This is a genomic window from uncultured Wocania sp., assembly GCF_964021735.1.
Classification (GTDB): domain Bacteria; phylum Bacteroidota; class Bacteroidia; order Flavobacteriales; family Flavobacteriaceae; genus Wocania_A.
Genome location: NZ_CAXIBN010000295.1, coordinates 1 through 1704, shown reverse-complemented (window position 1 = coordinate 1704; position 1704 = coordinate 1). Strand labels below are relative to the sequence as shown.

The window sequence follows — 1704 nt, the reverse complement described above, 5'->3', positions numbered from 1 at the left end:
TATAATGCCCATCTGAAGTTTCAAGAATCAATTTCTCGGAGGAGTTACTTAGTGCATCTGGATAATGAAAGTCCTGTAATATAAATTGTTCCTTAGCGATTTCAAACCCTTTTGGTGCCCAATTAGCGTTATCGTTTATGTGTGCCGATAGTGTTAAAATATATTCTCCCTCTTTTTCTGATAATGGTTGAAATGGAATGTTTATTGTTTTTGATTGATTGGGCATTACAACCATATCGTTAATGGCACCGCTTTCAATAGCATCTCCATTATATTGAAGCTCCCATTTAAAGCTAAAATCTTCAAGATTTATAAAACTGTACAGATTGGTGATTTTAATGGAGTCTTCTTTTAGGTTTACGGCTTCAAACCTTATGGATTGATGTACTTTTTGTGCTTCGTAATAATGCGGATTTGGGGTTCTGTCTGGAGCCACTAAACCGTTAATACAAAATTCACCATCATTGGGATAATCGTTAAAATCGCCACCAATTGCCCAAAACTCGTCGGCATTGAGCGCCAACTGATGTGGGTTTTCTAAATATTTTAAAGGGCTTCCGTCTTTCTTCTTTGCCAAACCTTGGTCGACCCAATCCCAAACCGCACCACCAACGGTGTAGTCGAAATCATAAAACACATCCCAATAGTCCTTGAAGTTCCCTAGCGAGTTTCCCATGGCATGGGCATATTCCCGCATGAATATGGGGCGTAAAGTATCGTTTTCTGCCACCCTTCTTATGGCTTTTGGCGATAGGTAGCCTTTGTCCAGCATATCGGAAACACTTAAATCACTATCGCAATACACCACTGCTTTAGGTATAATGCTTTTTATGCCTTTGGCCATGGCCATCATATTTTGACCGGCTCCTCCCTCGTTACCTAAGGACCAAATAATTATCGATGCGTGATTTTTATCGCGTTCTACCATGGAGACTGCCCTATCTACATGTGCTTTTTTCCATAAAGGGTTATCACCCAATTCCTTATTCCCTATGTTATAACCGTGAGATTCTTGATTGGCTTCATCCATAACATACATCCCATAAGTATCGCATAATTTATACCAATAGGGTGCATTGGGGTAGTGACTTGTTCGTACAAAATTGATGTTGCACTGCTTCATCAACTTAATATCCAACAGCATGGTTTCTTCATCTACGTACCGTCCTGTTCTTGGATGATGTTCATGTCTGTTAACGCCTTTTAATTTTACCAACTGGCCATTAATCTTAAACAAATTGCCTTCAATTTCAACTTCCTTAAATCCAAATTTCCAAGGAATATACTCCAATACGTTTCCTTTGGCATCGATAAGTTGCAAGACCAAGGTGTATAAATTGGGGGTTTCTGCGCTCCATAACAATGGGGAAGCTACTTTCATCCTTAAATCGACAGCAGACTCAGTACCTGCTAAGGTTTTAGGTAAATTTGCTAAAAGTACTTCATTGCTTTTTTGTAAAACACCGCCATTACTATCATAAACAACTGCTCGAACCTTATGTTTTTTTACCGTTTTGGCTCCTGAATTTCGAACTTTAACTTTAATGGACAAATCTGCATCTTTATAAGCTTCGTCAAGATCTGTATTTATATGAAAGTCCTTAATGTGGAATTTATTCTTTACCATTAAGGTTACATCCCTAAAAATACCACTAAGTCGCCACATGTCCTGATCCTCTAAATAACTTCCGTCCGACCATCTGT

The 1704-nt window shown here is 38.7% G+C and carries 1 protein-coding gene; it reads right to left on the bottom strand.

Features of this window, described 5'->3' with window-relative positions:
- Positions 1–1704 (bottom strand): glycoside hydrolase family 2 TIM barrel-domain containing protein (locus tag AADI82_RS15110; protein WP_341217232.1); only part of this gene is annotated, 1704 nt, incomplete at both ends.